Source organism: Promicromonospora sukumoe 327MFSha3.1 (assembly GCF_000385135.1).
Taxonomy (GTDB): domain Bacteria; phylum Actinomycetota; class Actinomycetes; order Actinomycetales; family Cellulomonadaceae; genus Promicromonospora; species Promicromonospora sukumoe_B.
In genome coordinates this window covers 94,705-117,040 of the sequence record NZ_ARQM01000012.1, presented here as the reverse complement: position 1 = coordinate 117,040, position 22,336 = coordinate 94,705, and the positions used below count along the sequence as shown (strand labels likewise).

19 protein-coding genes are annotated in these 22,336 nt (G+C 71.0%); 15 read left to right on the top strand and 4 right to left on the bottom strand.

Features of this window, described 5'->3' with window-relative positions; genetic code table 11:
- The first annotated feature begins 223 nt into the window (after positions 1–223).
- From ftsZ to H291_RS0119330, 11 genes are all read left to right on the top strand, one after another.
- On the top strand, positions 224–1,564 hold the full coding sequence (ftsZ, locus tag H291_RS0119380) for a cell division protein FtsZ (protein ID WP_026365923.1): 1,341 nt from the start codon (positions 224–226) through the stop codon (positions 1,562–1,564).
- 22 nt (positions 1,565–1,586) lie between these two features.
- On the top strand, positions 1,587–2,381 hold the full coding sequence (pgeF, locus tag H291_RS0119375) for a peptidoglycan editing factor PgeF (protein WP_198012551.1): 795 nt from the start codon (positions 1,587–1,589) through the stop codon (positions 2,379–2,381).
- Between the two features lie 269 nt (positions 2,382–2,650).
- Positions 2,651–3,121, top strand: coding sequence for a cell division protein SepF (locus tag H291_RS0119370; protein WP_020016673.1), 471 nt, complete (start codon positions 2,651–2,653; stop codon positions 3,119–3,121).
- A 115-nt stretch (positions 3,122–3,236) separates the two neighbouring features.
- Positions 3,237–3,533 (top strand): YggT family protein, encoded by a 297-nt coding sequence (locus H291_RS0119365; RefSeq protein WP_020016672.1) that lies wholly within the window; start codon positions 3,237–3,239, stop codon positions 3,531–3,533.
- Positions 3,534–3,796: 263 nt separating this feature from the next.
- A complete protein-coding gene (locus tag H291_RS0119360; RefSeq protein WP_020016671.1) occupies positions 3,797–4,438 on the top strand; it encodes a DivIVA domain-containing protein in 642 nt (213 codons plus the stop codon).
- A 186-nt stretch (positions 4,439–4,624) separates the two neighbouring features.
- Entirely contained in the window at positions 4,625–5,092 is a 468-nt protein-coding gene (locus tag H291_RS0119355) for a TraR/DksA family transcriptional regulator (protein ID WP_020016670.1), read from the top strand.
- A 297-nt stretch (positions 5,093–5,389) separates the two neighbouring features.
- Positions 5,390–5,896, top strand: a complete 507-nt coding sequence (locus H291_RS0119350) for a hypothetical protein (RefSeq protein WP_020016669.1) — start codon at positions 5,390–5,392, stop codon at positions 5,894–5,896.
- 243 nt (positions 5,897–6,139) lie between these two features.
- Positions 6,140–6,751: a signal peptidase II gene (locus H291_RS0119345; RefSeq protein WP_033327403.1), complete on the top strand. Its 612-nt coding sequence runs from the start codon at positions 6,140–6,142 to the stop codon at positions 6,749–6,751.
- A complete protein-coding gene (locus H291_RS0119340) occupies positions 6,751–7,680 on the top strand; it encodes an RluA family pseudouridine synthase (RefSeq protein WP_020016667.1) in 930 nt (309 codons plus the stop codon). The genes H291_RS0119345 and H291_RS0119340 overlap by 1 nt, the downstream gene beginning before the upstream one ends.
- A gap of 56 nt (positions 7,681–7,736) precedes the next feature.
- Entirely contained in the window at positions 7,737–11,291 is a 3,555-nt protein-coding gene (gene dnaE / locus H291_RS0119335; RefSeq protein WP_020016666.1) for a DNA polymerase III subunit alpha, read from the top strand.
- On the top strand, positions 11,288–11,806 hold the full coding sequence (locus tag H291_RS0119330; protein WP_020016665.1) for an NUDIX hydrolase: 519 nt from the start codon (positions 11,288–11,290) through the stop codon (positions 11,804–11,806). The genes dnaE and H291_RS0119330 overlap by 4 nt, the downstream gene beginning before the upstream one ends.
- 72 nt (positions 11,807–11,878) lie before the next feature.
- Here H291_RS0119330 and H291_RS0119325 read toward each other — a convergent pair whose 3' ends face one another.
- A complete protein-coding gene (locus H291_RS0119325) occupies positions 11,879–16,285 on the bottom strand; it encodes a S8 family serine peptidase (protein WP_198012550.1) in 4,407 nt (1,468 codons plus the stop codon).
- Between the two features lie 197 nt (positions 16,286–16,482).
- Here H291_RS0119325 and H291_RS0119320 point away from each other — a divergent pair, with 197 nt between their 5' ends.
- Positions 16,483–16,941, top strand: a complete 459-nt coding sequence (locus tag H291_RS0119320) for a cupin domain-containing protein (RefSeq protein WP_020016664.1) — start codon at positions 16,483–16,485, stop codon at positions 16,939–16,941.
- Positions 16,942–16,945: 4 nt separating this feature from the next.
- Here H291_RS0119320 and hisD read toward each other — a convergent pair whose 3' ends face one another.
- The gene (hisD, locus tag H291_RS0119315) at positions 16,946–18,271 is read right to left on the bottom strand and encodes a histidinol dehydrogenase (protein ID WP_020016663.1); all 1,326 of its coding nucleotides are present in this window, start codon (positions 18,269–18,271) and stop codon (positions 16,946–16,948) included.
- Between the two features lie 36 nt (positions 18,272–18,307).
- Between hisD and H291_RS0119310 the strand changes: the two genes are divergently transcribed.
- Entirely contained in the window at positions 18,308–18,550 is a 243-nt protein-coding gene (locus H291_RS0119310) for an RNA-binding S4 domain-containing protein (protein ID WP_020016662.1), read from the top strand.
- A gap of 1 nt (position 18,551) precedes the next feature.
- Here H291_RS0119310 and H291_RS0119305 read toward each other — a convergent pair whose 3' ends face one another.
- On the bottom strand, positions 18,552–18,956 hold the full coding sequence (locus H291_RS0119305) for a pyridoxamine 5'-phosphate oxidase family protein (protein ID WP_020016661.1): 405 nt from the start codon (positions 18,954–18,956) through the stop codon (positions 18,552–18,554).
- Between the two features lie 131 nt (positions 18,957–19,087).
- Between H291_RS0119305 and H291_RS0119300 the strand changes: the two genes are divergently transcribed.
- A complete protein-coding gene (locus H291_RS0119300) occupies positions 19,088–20,401 on the top strand; it encodes a carbohydrate-binding protein (RefSeq protein WP_020016660.1) in 1,314 nt (437 codons plus the stop codon).
- 69 nt (positions 20,402–20,470) lie between these two features.
- On the opposite strand, the gene H291_RS0119295 is transcribed toward H291_RS0119300, so the two are convergent.
- The gene (locus H291_RS0119295) at positions 20,471–21,340 is read right to left on the bottom strand and encodes an oxidoreductase (protein WP_020016659.1); all 870 of its coding nucleotides are present in this window, start codon (positions 21,338–21,340) and stop codon (positions 20,471–20,473) included.
- Positions 21,341–21,442: 102 nt separating this feature from the next.
- Here H291_RS0119295 and H291_RS0119290 point away from each other — a divergent pair, with 102 nt between their 5' ends.
- Positions 21,443–22,324, top strand: coding sequence for a helix-turn-helix domain-containing protein (locus H291_RS0119290; RefSeq protein WP_020016658.1), 882 nt, complete (start codon positions 21,443–21,445; stop codon positions 22,322–22,324).
- Positions 22,325–22,336: the final 12 nt, after the last annotated feature.

Sequence of the window (22,336 nt, the reverse complement as noted above, 5' to 3'; positions counted from 1 at the left end):
GGCGCGTCGCGCACCGACTCACGTACCGACCAGGAATAACATCGCTGTGATTTCTCGCGTGCATCGTTGCGCGACACGCGCGACGATGTCTTCGACACACCCCGGCGGCACACCTACCGTCGAACTCAGCAGCAACCTGACATAACTCTAACCCTCTACCTCAACCTGAGACTTTGGGAGGGATGAGAGTCGGGACTCGGGACCCGAATCGAAAGGCGACGACGTGGCAACTCCGCAGAACTACCTGGCAGTGATAAAGGTGGTCGGCATCGGCGGCGGTGGTGTGAACGCCGTCAACCGCATGATCGAGGTCGGCCTCAAGGGCGTCGAGTTCATCGCGATCAACACCGACGCACAGGCCCTTCTGATGTCCGACGCCGACGTCAAGCTCGACGTCGGCCGGGAGCTCACGCGCGGCCTCGGCGCCGGCGCGGACCCCGAGGTCGGCAAGAAGGCGGCCGAGGACCACGCGGAGGAGATCGAGGACGTCCTGCGCGGCGCCGACATGGTCTTCGTCACCGCGGGCGAGGGCGGTGGCACCGGCACGGGCGGTGCCCCGGTCGTCGCGCGGATCGCGCGCTCGCTCGGCGCGCTGACCGTCGGCGTGGTGACGCGCCCGTTCACCTTCGAGGGCCGTCGGCGCGCGGTCCAGGCGGAGAGCGGCATCGAGAACCTCCGCGACGAGGTCGACACGCTGATCGTCATCCCGAACGACCGGCTCCTGTCGATGTCGGACCGCAACGTGTCCGCCATCGCGGCCTTCCACTCGGCCGACCAGGTGCTGCACTCCGGTGTGCAGGGCATCACCGACCTCATCACCACGCCCGGCCTGATCAACCTCGACTTCGCGGACGTGAAGTCGGTCATGCAGGGGGCGGGCTCCGCGCTCATGGGCATCGGCTCCGCCCGCGGCGAGGACCGCGCGGTGCAGGCGGCCGAGCTGGCGATCTCGTCGCCGCTCCTGGAGGCGTCGATCGACGGCGCCCACGGCGTGCTGCTCTCGATCCAGGGTGGCAGCGACCTCGGCCTCTTCGAGGTGCACGAGGCCGCGCGCCTGGTGCAGGAGGCCGCGCACCCGGAGGCGAACATCATCTTCGGTACGGTCATCGACGACGCCCTGGGCGACGAGGTCCGCGTGACCGTCATCGCGGCGGGCTTCGACGGCGGGCTGCCCAAGGAGCGCAAGGACAACCGGGCGCTCGGTCAGGTCGCCGGCGCGGTCGGCGCGGGCTCGCGCAGCCCCGCGACGGCGCCGGTCCCGCTGCCCGACGTGTCGGACGCGGCCCGCCGCGCGCCCGAGCAGGTCGGGGTCAACGGCATGCCGCCGTCGGTCCCGCCGACGCACCAGCCGTCGCCCGTGTCCACGCTGCCCCGCGTGATCGACGACGAGACCTCGGACGACGTGCCGCGCACGCTGGACGAGCCGGCCGTCGTCGTGCAGGGCTCGTTCAACCGGCAGGACGTCGGCCGCGAGCAGGGCGAGCGGGTCGAGGTGCCGCCGCTGTACGACGAGAACCCGCGTCGTTCGGCCGAGGACCTGGACGTCCCGGACTTCCTGAAGTGATCGGCCGGGTAGCCTCACACCCGTGAGCGAAACCCGGACTCTTGCAGGCGTGCACCCCGTCGACCTGGGCGACGGGGTGCACGCCTTCTTCACGTCCGGCGCGGGCGGCGTCTCGCCCGCGCCGTGGGCCGCTGCCGACGGCAGCGGCGGCCTGAACCTGGGCCTGAACGTGTCCGACGACGACGCGCGGGTCGCGGTCAACCGCTCCCGGGTGGCGGAGCGGCTCGGCGCGCCGGTGGCGTTCGCCACCCAGGTGCACGGCGACGTGGTGCTCGGGCTCGGCGCGGCCGAGCGGGAGCAGTGGGCCGCGCACCGGCCGCCGGCGTCGGCGGGGGAGGGCGACGCGCTGGTCACCGCCGAGCGCGGGCTGGGGCTCGGCGTCCTTACCGCGGACTGCGTCCCGGTGCTCCTGGCCGACCCGGTCGCGCGCGTGGTCGCCGTCGCGCACGCGGGACGCAAGGGCGTGCTGGCCGGCGTGGTGCACCGGGCGCTGGACTCGATGGTCGCCGGGGGCGCGGACCCGGCGCACGTGCGCGCCGCCGTCGGGCCCGCGGTGTGCGGGCGGTGCTACGAGGTGCCCGAGGCGATGCGCGACGAGGTGGTGGCCGCCGTGCCCGAGACGTTCGCGACCACGGCCGAGGGCACGCCGGGGCTCGACCTGCCCGCCGGTGTGGTCGCCCAGCTCGCCGCCCGGGGCGTCGCCGCGACGCTCGTGGAGCGCTGCACGCTGGAGGACCAAGAGCTGTTCTCGCACCGCCGGGCGAGCGTGACGGGTGTCACCACCGGCCGCCAGGCGGGCGTCGTGGCGCTTCTCTGACCGTCCGTGGCGGATCTGTGCCACCTCCGCGACACGCCGATAACAGGGCCCTGACCTGCGAAATCACACGGATGTCGTTTTTAGCGAGCAATCGCTGAACAACTTTGGCAAAGTTGTTCGTGGCACGGCGTGTCGCACTTCCAGGTCGGATTGCGCCGGGCTACTTTTGTCAAGGCGACCTCGACGAGAGGTCAAGGTCGGACCTGTTGCACGGGCCCGCTGGACACAGGCAGAAGGACGCACAGCAGGCGACGAACGGAGAGTGTGCGATGGCCGGAGCGCTTCGCAAGACCATGCTGTATCTGGGCCTCGCCGACGATCAGGGCGAGCAGGAGTACCTCGACGAGTACGACGAGGGCCTGGAGGAAAACGTGGAGGACCACCGGCACGCACAGGTCACGCCGCTGCACCGCGACGGCGTTCCCCGCGAGGCCCTGTCCTCCTCGGACCTGCGCCGCATCACGACCGTGCACCCGCGGTCGTACAACGACGCCCGGAGCATCGGCGAGGCATTCCGCGCCGGTACCCCGGTCATCATGAACCTCTCCGACATGGACGACGCCGACGCCAAGCGCCTGGTGGACTTCTCCGCCGGCCTCATCTTCGGTCTGCACGGCTCGATCGAGCGGGTGACCAACAAGGTCTTCCTGCTCTCTCCCGAGCACGTGGAGATCGCGGCCGAGGAGCAGGTCGCCACCGAGAAGCCGAACGGTCGCGGCGGCTTCTACAACCAGAGCTGAACACCGGCATCACGAGACCTGGGCGGAGGGCGGTCGCTACGGCGGACGCCCTCCGCTCACGTCTGTCCGTGGTGGCTCGCGTGGTCCCGGGGCCGGACACGTTAGGTTGTGCCTTGTGAATCTGATCCTGCAGTTCATCGGCTTTCTGCTGTGGCTCTTCATCCTGTTCCTGATCGGCCGCCTCATCTTCGACTGGGTGCAGTTCTTTGCCCGGGACTGGAGGCCGCGTGGTGTGCTGCTCGTGATCGCCGAGGCGATCTACACGGTCACGGACCCGCCCCTGCGGTTCCTGCGCCGGCTGATCCCGCCGCTGCGGCTGGGCCAGGTGCAGCTCGACCTGGCCTTCATCGTCCTGTTCTTCGGCGTCTCGATCCTCTCGCAGCTGGTCGGGGCCTGGGCGGCGAGGGTCTGACACGTCCGGGCCACGTGGTGAATGTGTGCCGGTTCGCGGCAGGCATCGTCGAGTCGCCGACGGCGAAGCGTGCGAAAACATTGACCGCGCCATGGAAATGGCCTGGGGTGACCCGGCACACTCTGTGAGGAAATCGTGCCCGGGGGTGCTCCCGGTGTCCCACGCCGATGTCGTCCGCTACCGTGGGCTTCGGCGAAGGGCGCGCCGCTTGCTAGCGCCGACGTCCGAGTTCAGCGTTCCGTTCTAACTTTCGAGGTGACACGATGGCACTGCTTACTGCAGAGGACATCCTCAACAAGAAGTTCTCCGCGACGAAGTTCCGCGAGGGCTATGACGTCGAGGAGGTCGACGACTTCCTCGACGAGGTCGTGCGGACGCTGACCAACGTCCAGGAGGAGAACGAGGGCCTCCGGCAGAAGGTCGCCGCCGCCGAGCGCCGCATCGCGGAGCTGTCGCGCAGCGACGCCGCGGCTCCCGCCCGCGCGCAGGCCGCGCCGGTCGCGGCCCCCGTCATGCCGACCGGTCCCGCCGGCCCCAAGGGCAACGGCCCCGAGCCGGAGTCGGCGACCGGGATGCTCCAGCTGGCCCAGAAGCTGCACGACGACTACGTGCGCTCCGGCCAGGAGGAGGGCGACCGCCTCATCACGGAGGCCAAGACCGAGGGTGCGCGCATCGTGCGCGACGCCGAGGAGACGTCGCACCGCACGCTCTCCCAGCTCGAGCAGGAGCGTTCGCTGCTGGAGCGCAAGATCGACGAGCTGCGCCTGTTCGAGCGCGACTACCGCACGCGGCTGAAGAGCTTCCTGCAGAACCTGCTGGGCGACCTGGACGCGCGCGGCTCGGCCCTGCCGCCGCGCAACAACCAGCAGTCCGGCCGGCCGGCCGAGATGGCTCAGGGCATCTGACCGCAGAGCACCACCCGACACGCACGGCGACCGGACGTTCCCACCTCACGTCCGGTCGTCGTGCGTGTCGTGCCAGACGCACGCATCATGGGGGCGCGCCACACCGGCGCGCCCCGTTGTGCGTCTGGCCGCTTGTGCTTACGCTTCGTGCACTTGACCACCGGGGGCGACCGCGAAGGGGAACCCATGACCAAGATCTCGACTGCGACGCGAGCGGCGATCAAGCAGGAGTTCCCGAACCTGACACGCGACGTGAAGAAGTTTCCCGTCCGTGACGGCGAGGAACCCTGGACCGTCCGTGAGGCCGAGGAGCTGGCGGCGCTGCTCCTCGAGGACAAGGAGCGGCTGGAGCGCGAGCTGCACGTCGCCGACCGGGAGTTGTCCGACCTGCTGCGCAACTCCGGTGACGGTGCCGGCGACGACCAGGCCGACTACGGCTCGAGCGCCCTGGAGCGCGAGCAGGAGCTGACGCTCGTCAACAACATGCGTGACCTCCTGGACCAGACGAACCACGCCCTGGGCCGCATCCGCAAGGGCACGTACGCCACGTGCGAGCTCACGGACCTGCCCATCGGCAAGGCCCGGCTCCAGGCCTTCCCGCGGGCCACGCTGTCCGTCGAGGCCAAGGCGCGCGAGGAGCGTCGCGGGGCCTGAGCGGTCGGCGCGGCGAGGGGGCCGGGCCGGATCGCGCACCGGATATCAACGCTGTGATGTCTGAGTTACGTGCATACCTGATGCATTGGTATGGAGTTCGATCCTGGAATGTCGTTTTTAGGCCTCCAGGTGCTCTGTGCGGCGGGTCACGTTCCGATTGACAGGGTGAAATTCTCCCCGGATGCTCGTCCAGGTGAATCACACACGTGTGGTTCACCGCTATTTCGACGGATGCTATTCGAGGGGGAAAACACAATGATCCGAGGATTCCGTGCAACGTGTCGTGCGGGCGCTGCCGTGGCCATGTCGGCCGGGCTGGTCGTCGCCGCTGCGACGGGTGCGAGCGCGCTGACCTTCGGCGACGCGCCTGAGGCGCTCGTGGTCAGCCCGTCCGAGGCCAGCGCGGTGCTCGGCGGGGTCGAGGGCGCTGTCGGCGTCGTCGGTGTTGACGGTGCGCTCGACGTGCTCGGTGCGACCCAGAACGCGGAGCTCCCCGAGGGGATCGACGGCGTGATGGTCCCCGAGGAGGTCGCCACCGCTGGTGAGGTCGTCGAGATCGGTGGCGACGGCAGCTTCAACGCGCTGAACAACGTGTGCGTCGCCCCCTGGTACTGGGAGGGTCCGGGCAACGTGGGCAGCACCGCCAACCTGACCGACTACCAGGCCTGCGGTGAGGGCGACGCCGTCATCGGCGGCGAGGACTCCATCAACGTCCTGAACAACGTGTGCGTCGCGCCGTGGCACTGGGACGGCCCGCTGAACCTGTTCCAGACCGGCAACGTGACCGGCTACGCCGCTTGCTGACGCTTTGACGTCAATTGACTCTCGCCGTGCGGTGACACGGCGTTGATGTCGCACCAGGCGAGGCCCTTTCCCGGAACTCCGGGAAAGGGCCTCGTCTCTTTTTGTGTCGTGGCCCCGAAATGCGCGCTCTTTTGTTCGTCGCCTCAGTAATAGGCGGCGCGTCGTACCCCGCCTGGGCGAGGTTTCCGGCGGCCGGCCGGGCTCTGGGACGGAGAGGGCTCGCGGCATGGGAGACTTTGCCTGATGTCTACTCCCGCTGAACCCTCCGCCGTGGCCGGCGACGAGACGAGCCCCGCCACGCCCGCGCCGTCGGGCAGCCGTGTGCTCGTCGCCTGGACCGGCGTGCTCGCGGCCCTCGTCCTGGCCGCCGACCAGCTCACGAAGTGGTGGGCCGAGTCCGCGCTGACCGTGAACGCCGAGCCCATCCCGCTCGTCGGCGACCTGCTGGGGCTGCGCCTCATCTACAACCCCGGCGCCGCGCTCTCGATCGCCTCGGGCTACACCTGGATCCTGACCATCGTCGTGACGGTGGTCGTGATCTTCATCGTCCGCGCCATCGGCCGGCTCGGGTCGCGCGGCTGGGCCGTCGCGCTCGGCCTGCTGCTCGGCGGCGCCGTCGGCAACCTCATCGACCGGCTGGCGCGCGAGCCCGGGTTCGCCCGCGGCCACGTCGTGGACTTCATCGACTACGCAGGCTTCTTCGTGGGCAACGTGGCCGACATCGCGGTGGTCGCCGCGGCCGTGCTGATCGCGCTGCTGTCGCTGCGCGGCATCGGCCTGGACGGCAAGCGGCACGGGGACGAGCGGGACGAGCCGTCCGCGAAGCCGGACGGCGACGCGAGCGACCCCGCCTGATGGCGCTGCGCACCCTGCCCGTCCCGGACGGGCTCGCGGGCGACCGGGTCGACGCGGCGCTGGCGCGCATGCTCGGGTTCTCCCGCACGCGTGCCGCCGAGCTCGCCGAGGCGGGCGCCGTCCAGCTCGACGGGCGTCCCGTGGGCAAGTCGGACCGCGTGGTCGCGGGCGGCTGGCTCGAGGTGGACATGCCGGAGGAGCGGCCCGCCGTCGAGGTCGTGGCCGAGCCCGTGCCGGGCATGGGCATCGTCTACGACGACGACGACCTGGTCGTGATCGACAAGCCGGTCGGCGTGGCGGCGCACCCGTCGCCGGGCTGGACCGGGCCCACCGTGGTCGGCGCGCTGATCGCCGCGGGCTACCGCGTCTCGACGTCGGGCGCCGCCGAGCGCCAGGGCATCGTGCACCGGCTCGACGTCGGCACGTCGGGCCTGATGGTCGTGGCCAAGTCGGAGGTCGCGTACACGGGGCTCAAGCGCGCCTTCAAGGAGCGCACGGTCGACAAGGTCTACCACGCGCTCGCGCAGGGACACCCGGACCCGACGTCGGGCACCATCGACGCCCCGATCGGCCGGCACCCCAGCTCGGACTGGAAGTTCGCGGTGACCGCGGACGGCAAGCCGTCGGTGACCCACTACGAGACGCTGGAGATGCTGTCCGCGGCGTCCCTGCTGGAGGTGCACCTGGAGACCGGGCGCACCCACCAGATCCGGGTGCACTTCGCGGCGCTGCGGCACCCGCTCGTGGGCGACCTGACCTACGGCGCGGACCCCGTGCTGGCCTCCAGGGTGGGGCTGACCAGGCAGTGGCTGCACGCCCACCGGCTGGGTTTCGAGCACCCGGTCACGGGGCGCTGGGTCGAGGTGGAGTCGCCGTACCCGGCCGACCTGGAGGCCGCTCTCGAGGTCGTGCGGGGCGCGTACTCCTGATGTGAGAAGTGGCTCGGCGTTGCTGGGCCGGAGTGTCGGAGAGCCGTCCTAAGATCATGGACATGCCCACCGCCACCGCTTCGAAGAGCGACGACTTCGTCCACCTCCACGTCCACACCGAGTTCTCGATGCTGGACGGCGCGGCCCGGATCGGCGACCTCATGGAGGAGGTCGGGCGGCAGGGGCAGCACGCCATCGCGACCACCGACCACGGGTACCTGTTCGGGGCGCACGAGTTCTGGGCGCAGGCGCAGAAGGCGGGCATCAAGCCGATCATCGGCGTCGAGGCGTACATCACGCCGGGCACCAGCCGGTTCGACCAGACCCGCGTGCGCTACGGCGAGGCGGGCCAGGAGTCGGACGACGTCTCGGCGCGCGGTGCGTACACGCACATGACGCTGCTGAGCAAGAACAACACCGGCATGCACAACCTCTTCCGGGCGTCGTCGCTGGCCTCGCTGGAGGGCCAGATGGGCAAGTGGCCCCGGATGGACCGCGACCTGCTGGAGCGGTACTCGGACGGGCTGATCGCCACCACGGGCTGCCCGTCGGGCGAGATCCAGACGCGGCTGCGGCTGGGCCAGTGGGACGAGGCGGTCCGCCAGGCGGGCGAGCTGCAGGACATCTTCGGCAAGGAGAACTACTTCGTCGAGCTGATGGACCACGGGCTCGACATCGAGACCCGGGTGACCAAGGAGCTCCTCGAGCTGTCCAAGGTCATCGGCGCCAAGCTCGTCGCCACGAACGACCTGCACTACGTGCGCGAGGAGGACTCGACCAGCCAGGAGGCCCTGCTGGCGATCAACTCCGGCTCCACGCTGGACGACCCGAACCGCTTCAAGTTCGACGGTTCCGGCTACTACGTGAAGTCCGCCGCCGAGATGCGCAGGGTCTTCAAGGAACTGCCCGAGGCGTGCGACAACACGCTGCTCATCGCCGAGCAGTGCGAGGTCTCGTTCGACACCTCGGCCAACTACATGCCGCGCTTCCCCGTGCCGGACGGCGAGGACGAGATCTCGTGGTTCATCAAGGAGGTCGAGGCGGGCCTGCTGCGTCGGTACCCGAACGGGTACTCGGACGCGGTACGCAAGCAGGCCGACAAGGAAGTCGAGATCATCATCCAGATGGGCTTCCCGGGGTACTTCCTCGTGGTCGCCGACTTCATCAACTGGTCCAAGGACCAGGGCATCCGCGTGGGGCCGGGCCGTGGTTCGGCCGCCGGGTCGATGGTCTCCTACCTGATGGGTATCACCGAGCTGGACCCGCTGGAGCACGGCCTCATCTTCGAGCGCTTCCTCAACCCGGAGCGCGTCTCCATGCCTGACGTCGACGTCGACTTCGACGAGCGTCGGCGCGGTGAGGCCATCCGGTACGTGACGGAGAAGTACGGCGACGACCGCGTGGCCCAGATCGTCACCTACGGCACCATCAAGGCCAAGCAGGCCCTCAAGGACTCCGCCCGGCTGCTCGGCATGCCGTACGCCATGGGCGAGAAGCTCACCAAGGCCATGCCGCCGGCCGTCATGGGCAAGGACATCTCGCTCAGCGGCATCTTCGACCCCAAGGACAAGCGGTACTCGGAAGCGGCGGAGTTCCGCCAGGTGCACGAGGCCGACCCCGAGGCGCAGCGCGTGGTCGAGCTCGCCCGCGGTATCGAGGGCCTGAAGCGCCAGTGGGGCGTGCACGCCGCCGGCGTCATCATGTCCAGCGAGCCGCTGATCGACATCATCCCGATCATGAAGCGCCCGCAGGACGGCGCGGTGATCACGCAGTTCGACTACCCGACGTCCGAGGGCCTCGGCCTCATCAAGATGGACTTCCTGGGTCTGCGCAACCTCACGATCCTCGACGACGCGCTCGAGAACATCGTGATGAACGGCAAGGACCCGATCGACATCGAGAAGGTGGCGCTCGACGACAAGCCCACCTACGACTTGCTCGCCAGCGGCAACACGCTGGGTGTGTTCCAGCTCGACGGCGGCGCCATGCGCGCGCTGCTGCGGCAGATGCGGCCCGACAACTTCGAGGACGTCTCCGCCGTCATCGCCCTGTACCGGCCCGGGCCGATGGGCATGAACTCGCACATCAACTACGCGATGCGCAAGAACGGCCAGCAGCAGATCGAGGCCATCCACGCGGAGGTTGTCGAGCCGTTCGCGGAGATCCTCGACGAGACCTTCGGCCTGATCGTCTACCAGGAGCAGGTCCAGCGCGCCGCCCAGATCATGGCCGGCTACTCGCTCGGACAAGCCGACCTGCTCCGCCGCGCCATGGGCAAGAAGAAGCCCGAGGTGCTGGCCAAGGAGTACGTCAACTTCGAGAAGGGCGCCAAGGAGAAGGGCTACAGCGCCGCCGCGATCAAGGCGGTCTGGGACACCCTGGTCCCGTTCGCCGGCTACGCCTTCAACAAGGCGCACTCCGCCGGCTACGGCCTCGTCGCCTACTGGACCGCGTTCCTCAAGGCGAACTACCCCGCCGAGTACATGGCCGGCCTGCTGCAGTCGGTGGGTGACAACAAGGACAAGATGGCGCTCTACCTCAACGAGTGCCGTCGCATGGGCATCACGGTGCTCCCGCCGGACGTCAACGACTCCGCGGCCAAGTTCACGGCCGTGGGCGGCGACATCCGCTTCGGGCTCACCGGCGTGCGTAACGTGGGCCGCAACGTCGTGGACGCGATCGTCGAGGCTCGCGAGGAGAAGGGCGCCTACACGTCCTTCCAGGACTTCCTCGACAAGGTTCCGGCCCCCGTCTGCAACAAGCGCACCATCGAGTCCCTCATCAAGGCCGGTGCGTTCGACTCCCTCGGCCACACGCGGCGCTCGCTGCTCGTGATCCACGAGCAGGCCGTGGACTCCGTGATCGGCGTGAAGCGCAAGGAGGCCGAGGGCCAGTTCGACCTCTTCGCCGACTTCGGCGGTGGCGGCGACGACGAGGGCATGGGCTTCTCCGTCGATGTCCCCGACCTGCCGGACTGGGAGAAGAAGCAGAAGCTCCAGTTCGAGCGCGAGATGCTCGGCCTGTACGTGAGCGACCACCCGCTGTCCGGGCTGGAGCACGTGCTGCAGCGGGCCGCCGACACCTCGATCGCGTCGCTGCTCGCCGACGAGCACCGGCCGGACAACTCGGTGGTCACCGTGGCCGGCCTGCTCACCTCCGTGCAGCGCAAGATGAGCAAGAACGGCAACCCGTGGGCCGCCGTCACCGTCGAGGACCTGGAGGGCGCCGTCGAGGTCATGTTCTTCGGCGAGACCTACCTCGCGTACTCGACGATGCTCGCCGAGGACCAGGTCGTGGTGCTGCGGGGCAAGGTGCGCCGCCGCGACGAGTCGATGTCGCTGCAGGCCATGGAGGTGGCCCTGCCGGACGTCACCGTGGGCTCCGACTCGCCCCTGGCCGTGACCGTGCCGCACACCCGGGCGGTCGAGCCGATCATCGTGCGGCTGCGCGAGGTGCTGGCCACGCATCCGGGTTCGGCCGAGGTGCACGTCGCTGTGGCCGAGCCGGGCAAGCGGACCGTGATCCGCGCCGCCGACAGCCTCCGGGTCGAGAAGTCTCCGGCGCTGTTCGGTGACCTCAAGGCGCTGCTCGGCCAGGGCTGCCTGTCGTGACCGAGGCCCCGGGGACGGAGCGGACCGACCGCTACGACGAGCGGGACCACGAGCGGTTCACGCTCGTGCCCGCGGCGTACCTGTACTTCCGCCGCGAGGGCCAGGTGCTGCTCCAGCTGCGGCAGGGCACCGGCTACCGCGACGGATTCTGGGCCTGCGCGGCGGCCGGCCACGTCGAGGAGGGCGAGTCGGTGATCGAGACCGCCGTGCGCGAGGCCCGCGAGGAGCTCGGCGTGGAGGTCGCGCCCGGGGACGTCCGGCCGCTGACGGTGCTGCACCGCGGCGAACCGGGCGGCCCGGCGATCGAGCAGCGCGTCGACTTCATGTTCGAGGTCACCCGCTGGACCGGCACGCCGTCGATCCAGGAGCCCGACAAGGCCGCCGACCTCGCCTGGTTCCCCTTCGTGGGGCTGCCGGACCCGGTCGTGCCGCACGAGCTCGCGGTGCTGCGCGCGGTCCACGACGCGGGCCGGCACGGCACCGAGATGCCGCGGGTGCTCACGTTCGGCTTCTGACCTTGCCTCACATGTCAGACGCTCAGGTCACCGGAGTGACCTGAGCGTCTGACACGTTACGGACGGCCTACGTCAGCAGGTGCCCACCTTCTCCCAGGGGCCCCACGGGATGCCCGGCTCCTGGTTGCGCGTCCACCACTTGGCCCGCCAGAGCTTGCCCTCGTGCTCGACGGTCTCGCCGCCGGTGTAGATCCACGAGTTCGTCCAGGCCTGGTAGGTGTCGTCGCCGCAGACGACGTCGGCCCCGACCTCGGACCAAGGGCCCCACGGCGAGGCGCCCGGCTTCTCGCCCTTGGTCCACCACTGCGCGACCCACACGGAGCCGTCGTGGAGGACCTCGTCACCGGCGGTGTAGATCGTCTTGCGGTCCCACGCCGGGATGTCCGGCACACCCGTCACGTCGACGTCGACCGTGGCCACGGCCGGCTCGTCGAACGGGTTGTCCGTGACGTGCTCCGCGGAGTTGGTGTACGTGCCGGTGACGGCGTCCTGGTCCACCGTGACGTCGTACGACAGGGTGACCGGGTCGACGTCGGGCGCCACGTAGTCGAAGCAGATGGTGGCGCCGTCCGCGATGGCGTCGGCCGGGTTCCCCTTGTTCACCACGGCGGTACCGTGCGTGCCCGCCAGGTTCTCGACCCCGATCGTGGCGGACGCCGGAAGCTCCCCGACGTCGCCGTACTCGAACCGGATCTCCGGGCGTGTGTCACTGACGTTCTTGTAGACCCATGCCTGGAAGGTGCCCACCGAGTTGGACAGGTCCGCGGGGTCGGCGCCGTACGGGAACGGGTCGTCCCACTGGATCACCGCGACCTCGTTGTTCGAGGTGGCGAGCCGAACGCCTCGACCATCCGCCTGGGAGAGCGAGTAGTCAGCCCAGAGCGGTGCGATCACACCGTTGGGGGCAGCCGTCGCCGGGATCTCCTGAGGCTCCCAGGGCTGGCCACCGTAGCCACCGGTGACCGTGACGAGACCGTCGTCGCTCACGGTAAGGCCGGGGTAGGCGTCGCCGTAGTGCGTGAACGGGCCGATGTTCGCGAACGCGTTCACCGCGACCGTGTCGCCGTCGAGCGAACTGAGCCCGACGCCCGCCGCCTCCAGGTCCACGAAGCGGGACGCCGCCGCACACTGCGGCGAGTCCGCCGGCGTCGACGCCTCGTAGGAGCCCGTCGCGCCCACCAGCGTGGGCAGGTCGACCTCCCACGTGATGGTCTGCCCGTCGACGACGCCGTCACCGGTCACCGAGTCGGGGTCGACGGTCAGCCCGTCCGGCACCGTGTCGGTGACCGTGTAGGTGAGGTCCTCGGGCGTCGCGTTCGGCTGGACGGTGATGTCGTACCCGATGGTGTCGCCGAGACCGGCCTCCTCGACCGAGGCCGTCTTGGTCACGTCGTCGGCGATGCGGGAGAGGCGGACCGGGATCTCGCCGATGTCGCCCGGGTTGTCCGGCGAGCTGCCGAGCACCGCGGTGCCGTAGAACAGGTCGCCCTCGGCGGCCGTGGGCAGGTTCCAGTGCAGCCGCACGTCGTACGGCTCGCCCACCGGCACCTCGCCGTCGGGCCCGGCCACCCCGGCGTTGTCGCCGTCCGCTGCCGGGACCACGGCGGTCGCCAGCGTGTGGGCGTCGGGCTGGTCGTCGGTGCCCTGCCAGTTCTGGACCAGCACCCACCAGGTGCCGGCCTCCGGGTCGGGCACGTCGCAGTACTCCGCGGCGGACGACGTCGTCGAGGCGCACACCTGGGTCGCCGGGCTCGGCGTGTCCCCGGTGCCCACGAACATGTCGAGGTCCGGCGCTTCGGCGGCAGTGATCTCGGCCACGAGCCGAGTGGCGTCCTCGGGCACCTCCAGCGTGGTGACCTCGACCTTGCTCAGGTCGTCGAACGCGTCGGCGTTCGTCGGGTCCTGGCTGAGCGAGCCCTCGTGCAGGTCGGCCTCGACGAGGCCGCGCACGGAGCCGGTGAAGTCGCTGACCGCGATCGACTTCAGGCCGGTTACGGCCTGCGAGCCGGTGTCCCGGCGCGTGGTCACGTCGATCTCGTTCGGCAGGATCGCACCGGACGGGACGACGGCGACCGGCAGGGTCACCGCGGGGACGTCGTCGTTGCTCGGGGTGAGCGTGACGCGGCCGAACAGCGTCTCGCCGTCGGGGGCGCCGTCGACGTCCGCCGTGACCGAGATGCCGAGCGAGTCACCGGGGGAGACGGTGTCGGTCGACAGGTCCACGTCCAGCGAGAGTCCGTCGTCGGAGACGGCGGACGCCGTCCAGGTGACGTCCGCGGGGGCCGACGGCGGCGCGACCGCCGTCCGCTCCCAGGAGCAGCTCGCGAGGCACTGGGTGTCGGCGAAGGACGGCAGGTTCAGGGTGCTGGGGTCGCCGCCCTGCTCCGGGTCGGCGGCCAGGTAGTTGGCGCCGGTCTCGTCGAACAGCAGGGCTGCCTGCACGGCGGCCCCGATGTCCATGTGGCCGCTGCCCTGCTCGTACGGGGTGGCGGGCGAGCCGTCGAAGTCCTTGACGGTGGTGCGCGCCGTCGTCATGAGCGCGGACTGCTGCTGCGCCGGGGTCCAGTTGGGGCGGGCCTGCGTGAGCAGGGCGCCGGCGCCGGCCACGTGCGGGCTCGACATCGAGGTGCCCGAGATGATGCCGTACTCGACGTGGTCGTACGCGCCGTCGGCCACGCCGTAGGCGGCGAGGATGTCGACGCCGGGTGCGGTGATGGACGGGACGATCGTGTCGACGGCCCGGTTGGGGCCGCGCGAGGAGAAGCTGGACATGGTGTCGCCCAGCTCGTCGTCCGTGATGAACGTGGTGCCGGCGATCGTGCCGGTGTGGTCCGAGCCCTCCGCGAGCCAGTCGCGCAGGGTCTCGCCGTCGGCGAAGCTGATCGCCACGCCCGGGACGGCGAACGCGTCGCCGAGCAGGGAGCCGCCGTTGACCTCGTCGTTCGTCAGCACGAAGCCGGTGGCGCCCTGCGCCGCGACGTTCGAGGACTTCTCGACGCGGCCGTTGCCGCCGCGCGCGCAGACCACGATCTTGTCGGCGTAGTCCGCCTCGTGGCCCGTGGTCGTGGTGCACTGCGGGTCGCCCACGGAGCCCGCGTCGATGATCCCCGTTGCGGGCAGCGGGCCGGTCAGGGACTTGCCCCGCAGGTCCGCCAGGTCGCCGGCGCTGCTGGTCAGGTCGCCCAGGGTGTTGAGCATGTGCCGGTTGTGCGTCGAGGCGCCCACCGACGTGAGCCAGGGTGCGTCAGCGGGGGAGCCCGTCGTCGCGAACCCGGGACCGTCGTTGCCGTTCGACGTCGCGACAAAGATGCCCGCGGCGCGCGCGTTGAGGAACCCGAGCGCGTCGAAGTCGTTCCACAGGTCCGACGGCGACGAGGAGCCGATGGAGTAGTTGATGACGTCGACGCCGTCGGCGATGGCCTGGTCGATCGACGCCGTCAGGCCCGCGGTGGTGCAGCAGCCGCGGTAGCTGATCACGTTGGCGTGCGGGGCGACGCCGGACACGTCGAACGTCGGCGGGTTCGTGCCCTCCGGCGCCGTCGGCGTCACGTCGTCGACCACGTTGCCGCCCGAGGTGGAGGCCGTGTGCGAACCGTGGCCGTCCTCGTCCAGCGCGCTGCGGTCGGCGGCGCTCAGGAACCCGTAGGCGCCGATGAGCTTGCCGTTGCAGGGGAAGTCGGGGTCGTACTGGTCGGTGTTCGCCGGGTCGCAGACGCCCAGGTAGTTGCCCGCGCCGAGCGGGTTGGTGTGCGTGTAGCCGTCGTCACCGGTCTCGGCGAACGAGGGGCTGGAGGGGTGGATGCCGGTGTCGATGGTGCCGATCACGACACCCTCGCCCTTGTAGTCCTCCGGCAGGTCGAGCTCCTCGACGGCGTTCCACAGCGCGTCGGCGTTGCTCCACGCGGGACCCGCGTCCGTGTGCAGCTCGTGCTCCTTGTCGAGCGCGATGTGCGCGACGGCGGGGTCCCCCGCGATCTCCCGTGCCTCCGCCGGGGTCAGCACGGCGGACAGGCCGTTGGCCGCGTACTGGTAGGTGAAGGGCACGTCGACGTCGTGGCCGACCGTCCGCTCCATGCGGGTGACGAAGTCGTCCTGCTCCGCCTCGAGGAACTCCGTGTACTCGCGCACCCGCGCCGTCGACGGGTCCAGCGTCCGGCCCGCGCGGGGCGCCGTGGACGCCAGGCCCTCGACACCGCCGGTGTAGGTGGGCACGGCGGCGTCGGTCAGGCGGATCAGGTAGGTGCGCTCCGCCTTGCCGCGGCCGAGCGCGAGCTTCTGGATCCCGGCGTCCCGCTCGACCCCGGCCTGCGGGGTGGTCTCCGCCGGCACGAGGTTCTCGGCGAGGCGGTCGCGGGGGTCCACCTTGTCCGCGGACGGCGGGGCGGCTGGGGTCACGGCAGCGGCCGCGGGCGTGAACGCCGCCGCTAGTGCCGTGACCGCGGCCACGGCGAGCAGGGGCGTTCTGGACCGGTTTGACATTACGGCTCCCTCGGTACGGCAGCGATGGAACGAGCACGTGCAGTTGTGCGACATTCCTCGCTTACCGCCCGGTGCAATGTCAATGCTTCTGTACAGGATTCACCCAGTCCGAGATCAGGACGCAGGTCAGGTCACAGATCCGGCGGCCGCCCGGTCGACATCTCGTCACAAGGAAACGACGACGAAGGGTGCGGCACATGACCGACACACAGGACCACGCCGAGCACATGCACGGGGCGGCAGAGCAGGCCGGACCGGTGGCGAGCTGGATGACGGCGGCCACGATGCTGCAGGACGCGAAACCGATCACGGTGCCCGAGGGCGCCTCGGCGATGACGATCCACGTCGAGTGGGAGCCGGGCGACCCGGGCACCCCGCCGCACCGCCACTCCGGGCCGGCCTTCGGGTACGTCATCCAGGGCGCGGTCCGGTTCGAGCTGGAGGGCGAGCCCGAGCGGGTCGTCGAGGCCGGCGGCACGTTCTGGGAGCCGGGCGGCGACGCCATCCACTACCAGGACGGCAACGCGCTGGACGACGCGCGCACGGAGTTCGTGGTGACGATGATGTGCGCCCCGGGCAAGCCGATGCTGGAGCTGGTCTCCGAGTCGGAGCTCGCGGAGCGGGCGCACCTGCGCGCGCCGCGCCCCGGGGCCTGAGCGGCTAGTGGAACCGCCCGCGCACGGCCTCGCCGTGCGCGGGCAGGTCCTCGTCGTTGGCGACGGCGACGATGCGGTCGGCGAGCTCCTCGAGCGCGTCGCGCGTGTACTCGATCTGCTGCACCGACTTGAGGAAGGCGTGCACGCCCAGGCCGCTCGCGAAGTGGGCGGTGCCCCCGGTCGGCAGCACGTGGTTGGAGCCGGCCATGTAGTCGCCCAGCGACACCGGCGACCACGGGCCCACGAAGATCGCGCCCGCGCTGTGCACGCGCGCGGCCACGGCGGCGGCGTCGGCCGTCTGGATCTCCAGGTGCTCCGCGCCGTACGCGTTCACGACGGCCAGCCCCGCGTCGACGTCGTCCACCAGGACGATCGCGGACTGCAGGCCGTCCAGGGCGCGCGCGACGCGGGTGGAGTGCTTGGTGGCCGACGCGAGGTCCACCACCCGGGCCTCGACCGCGGAGGCGAGCTCCACCGAGTCGGTGACCAGCACGGACGCCGCCATCGGGTCGTGCTCGGCCTGGCTGATCAGGTCGAGGGCCACGTGCCCGGCGTCGGCGGTGCCGTCGGCGAGCACGGCGATCTCCGTGGGCCCCGCCTCGGAGTCGATCCCGACGATGCCGCGCACCAGGCGCTTGGCCGCCGCGACGTACACGTTGCCGGGGCCGGTGATGACGTCGACCGGCTCGCACAGCGTCTCGCCGTCCTGCTCCGCGCTGCCCGCAGCGCCGTAGGCGAACATCGCCACGGCCTGCGCGCCGCCCACGGCGTAGACCTCGTCGACGCCCAGCAGGGCGCACGCCGCCAGGATGGTCGGGTGCGGCAGGCCGCCGTTGTCCTTCTGCGGCGGGGACGCGACCGCGAGGCCGGGCACGCCCGCCTCCTGCGCCGCGACCACGTTCATCACCACGGACGACGGGTAGACCGCGAGCCCGCCCGGCGCGTACAGGCCTACCCGCTGGACCGGGATCCAACGCTGGCGCACGACGGCGCCCGGCGCGAGCTCGGTGACGTGGTTGGCCGGGAGCTGCTCGGCGTGCACCCGGCGCACGCGGCGGATGGCCTCCTCCAGACCGGAACGGACCAGCGGCGTCAGGCTGTCCAGCGCGTCGGTCAGGGCGCTCGCGGGAACCCGCAGGTGCTCGGGTGCGATCCCGTCGAACCGCAGCGCGATCTCGCGCAGGGCGGCGGCGCCGCCCTCGCGGACCTGGCGCAGCAGCGGCTCGACCGCATGGACGGCCTCGTCCACTCCGACCTCGGCACGGGGTAGGACGTCGAGGAGGGCGCGGCGGCCCAGGGACCGGCCGCGCAGGTCGATACGTTGGATCACCCGGCCAGTCTATGGCGACGGGCGGGAGACAATGCTGTGGTGTCCAACTCTGAGTCGAACGTTCCCGAGGTCCCGATCCGTGACGAGGTCATCCGCCTCGGCCAGTTCCTGAAGCTCGCCGACCTCGCCGAGGACGGCGCGCAGGCCCGCGACCTGATCGCCGACGGCGAGGTGCGGGTCAACGGCGAGGTCGAGACCCGCCGCGGCCGTCAGCTCGTGCGCGGCGACGTGGTGAGCGTGCTGATGCCTGCCGGTGAGGAATCAGCGAAGGTCGGGTAGCTCAGGACGCCATGTACGTCGACGCCATCACCTTGTCCACGGTCACGCGCAGCACGACCCGCTCCGGGTTGGGCTGCAGCTGGCGGTAGCGGCGCGCGTACCGCGCGACGGCGTCGGCGATCTCGTCGGTGTCCTCGCTGACGGCGATCGTGCCCTCCAGCGTGATCCACCGGCCGCCGGAAACCTGGCACAGGGCGGCGCGCGGCTCGCCGCCGTCGGGCCCCGGGGCGGAGTGGCGCGCCTTGAAGGACGAGCGGTTGGTGGTGATGCGCGCGACCCCGGCGTCGGCGTCCCAGGTGAAGGCGACCGGGACGACGTGCGGCGTGCCGTCGGGGCGCAGGGTGGTGAGGGTCGCGAGGTGGCGCTCGGTGACGAAGACGAGCTGCTCGGGGTTGAGTCGGATCACGTCGCGAGTCTAGGTCGGTGCGGGTGAGCGTCCGGCCCGGCCGTGTGGTCGGGTTGTGGGTTCCCCGTATTCCCCGGGGGTCCGGTATTTGGCTAGCGTTCCTGACAAATACCACGGCCCTAGGGAGTGCCATGAGACGGCGTACATCGTTCCTGGCGGCGGGCGTCACCGCCCTGCTCGTCACCGGACTGGCCATACCGGTCGTCGCGGCGCAGACCGGGCCCGTGGCGCAGGCTGCCGCGGCCGACTGCGCGGCGTCCGCCTGGACGGAGGGCAGCACGTACGCCGCCGGGGCCCACGTGACCCACCGCGGCCGGGCGTACACGGCGCTCGTGGCGCACACCGCGCACGTCGGCGCGGGCTGGAGCCCCGACGCGACGCCCACCCTCTGGACCGACGACGGCGCGTGCGCCACGCAGCCGGACCCCGACCCGACCGACCCGACGCCCGACCCCACGGACCCGACCCCGGACCCCGAGCCGACGCCGACGGACTGCAGCCAGCGCCCGCGCCCGTCGGGCAAGGTGCTGCAGGGCTACTGGGAGAACTGGGACGGCGCGAGCAACGGCGTGCACCCCGGCATGGGCTGGATCCCGATCACGGACTCGCGCATCACCCAGCACGGCTACAACGTGGCGACCCTCGCGTTCCCGGTGATCCGCTCTGACGGGACGGTGCTGTGGGAGGACGGCATGGACTCCGGCGTCCAGGTGCCGAGCCCCGAGGAGATGTGCGCCGCCAAGGAGGCGGGCCTGACCATCCTCATGTCGATCGGTGGCGCGACGGCCGGGATCGACCTGTCCTCGCAGGCCGTCGCCGACCGGTTCGTCGAGACCATCGTGCCGATCCTGCGCGAGCACAACTTCGACGGCATCGACATCGACATCGAGACGGGCCTGACGGGCAGCGGCAACATCAGCCAGCTCTCGACGTCGCAGGCCAACCTGATCCGGATCATCGACGGTGTGCTCGCCGGGATGCCGGCCGGGTTCGGCCTCACGATGGCGCCCGAGACCGCCTACGTGACCGGCGGCAGCGTCACCTACGGCTCGATCTGGGGCTCCTACCTGCCGATCATCAAGAAGTACGCCGACAACGGCCGCCTGTGGTGGCTCAACATGCAGTACTACAACGGCTCGATGTACGACTGCTCCGGCAACTCGTACGCGGCCGGGACGGTGGCCGGCTTCCAGGCGCAGACGGACTGCCTGGACGACGGCCTCGTCATCCAGGGCACCACGATCCGCGTGCCCTACGAGAAGCAGGTGCCCGGCCTGCCCGCCCAGCAGGGCGCGGGCGGCGGCTACATGGCGCCGTCGCTGGTCTCGCAGGCGTACGGCTCGTACAACGGGGCGCTCAAGGGCCTCATGACCTGGTCGATCAACTGGGACGGGTCGCGCGGCTGGACCTTCGCCGACAACGTCAGGGCCCTGCAGGGCCGGTAGAGCGGCAGGGCAGGCACGACGGCGCCGGGCGGACCTCGCGTCCGCCCGGCGCCGTACGCGCTTGCTCCCTCAGCCGCCGATCGAGTCCAGCACCGCGACCTCGTCGTCGGGCAGGACGAGGTCGGCCACGGCGACGTTCTCGCGCAGGTGGGCCACGGACGACGTCCCCGGGATCAGCAGGATGTTCGGCGACCGCCGCAGCAGCCACGCCTGCGCGACGGCGGCCGGGGTGCTGCCCAGCCGGGCGGCCACGGCGTCCAGCTCCGCCGACTGCAGCGGCGAGAAGCCGCCCAGCGGGAAGTAGGGCACGTAGGCGATGCCCTGCGCGGCCAGCGAGTCGATCAACGCGTCGTCGCCGCGGTTGGCGATGTTGTACATGTTCTGCACGCACACGACCGGTGCGATCGACTGCGCCTCGGCGACCTGCTCCGCGGTGACGGTGCTGACGCCCAGGTGCTTGATCAGGCCCTCCTCCCGCATCTCGGCCAGGGCGGTGAACTGCGGCGCGAGCGACCCGGGCTCCGGCGCCCCGAACCCGCCGACCCGAAGGTTGACGACGTCGAGCTGGTCCAGGCCGAGGTGCTCCAGGTTCTGCTCCACCTGGCGCCGGAGCTGGCCGGGCTCGCGGTCCAGCACCCAGTGCCCCTCGGCGTCGCGCACCGCGCCCACCTTGGTGACGACGTGCAGGTCCGCGGCGTAGGGGTGCAGGGCCTCGCGGATGATCTCGTTGGTGACGTACGGGCCGTAGAAATCGGCGGTGTCGATGTGGTTGACGCCGAGCGCGACGGCCTCGTGCAGGACGGCGACGGCCGCTGCGCGGTCGGCGGGCGGCCCGAAGACGCCGGGGCCGGCGAGCTGCATGGCGCCGTAGCCGACGCGGTTGACGGTCAGGTCTTCGGCGAGCGTGAAGGTGCCGCCGGGGAGGGTCTGTGTGGTCATGGCACCACCGTGCGGCGGCCCGGCGCGGACAGGCAGTGCCCGGACGATCCTGGGAGTACGGGGACCAGGCACGCGCGAGCCGCCCGGCCTACCGTGGTGGGCATGACCAGGGAGACCCGGCTGAGCGAGTACCTGCGGGCGCGCCGCGAGCTGGTGCGCCCCGCCGACGTCGGGCTGCCGGAGGGCGGCGTGCGCCGGGTGGCGGGCCTGCGGCGCGAGGAGGTCGCGCTGCTCGCGGGCATCAGCGCCGACTACTACCTCCGGCTGGAGCAGGGCCGGGACCGGAACCCGTCGGTCCAGGTCCTGGAGTCGCTCGCCCGCGTGCTGCTCCTGGACGAGCCGGCCACCCGCCACCTTCTCGACCTGGCCGCCCCGGCGCCACGGCGCCGGCCCCGGCGGCCACGGCGGGAGGTCGTGCCCGCCGGGACGCTGCGGCTCCTGGAGCGGGTCGGCATCCCGGGCTACATCGAGGGGCGGTACTTCGACGTGCTCGCGGTGAACCGGCTCGCGGAGGCCGTGTCGCCCACCCTCCGCGTGGGCCGCAACAGGCTCCGCGACATGTTCCTGGACCCGGCCGAGCAGGCGATGCACCCCGACTGGCCCGAGGTGGCGCCCAAGCTCGTCGCCCGGTTCCGCGAGGCGGTCGGCACGGACACGGACGACGAGCGCCCCGCACGCCTCGTCGGGGAGCTCTCGCTGGCCTCGGAGCGGTTCCGCACCCTCTGGGCGCGGCACGACGTGAACCTCGGCAGGCCGCACGTCACACGCATGCTGCACCCGCAGGTCGGCGAGCTGGACCTCGACATGGAGAAGCTGTCGATCGCCGGGACCGACCGGCAGATGGTCGTGCTGCTGCACGCCGCCCCGGACTCGCCGACGGGGGAGCGGCTCGCCCTCCTCGCGTCGCTGGCGGCGTCGGTGGACGTGCCCGGCGACGCCGCGGCGTCGCGCGCGGAGACGGCGCAGGAGAGCGCCAGAGAATAGTGTGCCAAGCGC